This is a genomic window from Flavobacterium sp. LMO6 (assembly GCF_009495795.1).
Lineage (GTDB): Bacteria > Bacteroidota > Bacteroidia > Flavobacteriales > Flavobacteriaceae > Flavobacterium.
The window spans coordinates 1-887 of record NZ_WIBH01000051.1; the positions used below are offsets into that span (position 1 = coordinate 1).

Consider the following 887-nt stretch of genomic DNA (forward strand, 5'->3'; position numbering starts at 1 on the left):
ACTGTTACGCCATTAAACACGATTGCCTCAGGAACAAACCAAACGGTTTGTATCAATAGTGCTATTACGAATATTGCCTTAGCAACAACAGGAGCTACAGGCGCAACATTTGCTGGATTGCCAGCAGGCGTTAACGGTTCATGGGTAGGAAACGTTGCAACCATTAGTGGTACACCAACAGCATCAGGAACATTCAACTATACTGTAACTACAACAGGAGGATGTCCACCAGCAACAGCTACCGGAACCATTACTGTTACGCCATTAAACACGATTGCCTCAGGAACAAACCAAACGGTTTGTATCAATAGTGCTATCACGAATATTGCCTTAGCAACAACAGGAGCTACAGGCGCAACATTTACAGGATTACCACCAGGAGTTACTGGTTCATGGGCAGGAAATAATGTTACAATTACTGGTACTGCTACTTTAGCAGGAACGTTTAACTATACCGTAACTACAACAGGAGGGTGTCCACCAGCAACAGCTACCGGAACTATTACTGTTAATCCACTACCTCTTCCAGTTACAGGATTTAGTTATTCAACACCAGTTTGTATAAACAGTACAAATCCAACTCCAACTCCAGTAGCAGGATTTACTACAGGAGGTGTTTATAGTTCAACTTTAGGATTAACTATTAATAGTTCAACCGGAGAAATTGATTTAGCATCAAGTACTGCAGGAACATATACAGTTACTTATTTTTATGGAGCAACGGCTTGTGGTGCAGCAGGCAGTAGTACTTTTAATATTACTATACTTCCACAAAATGTCATTGCCTCAGGAACAAATCAAACGGTTTGTATCAATAGTGCTATTACGAATATTGCCTTAGCAACAACAGGAGCTACAGGCGCAACATTTGCTGGATTGCCAGCAGG

At 41.6% G+C, this 887-nt stretch carries 1 pseudogene; it reads left to right on the plus strand.

The features are described 5' to 3' along the window. Positions 1-887: pseudogene (locus GFJ99_RS13495) on the plus strand (hypothetical protein); the annotation flags it as partial.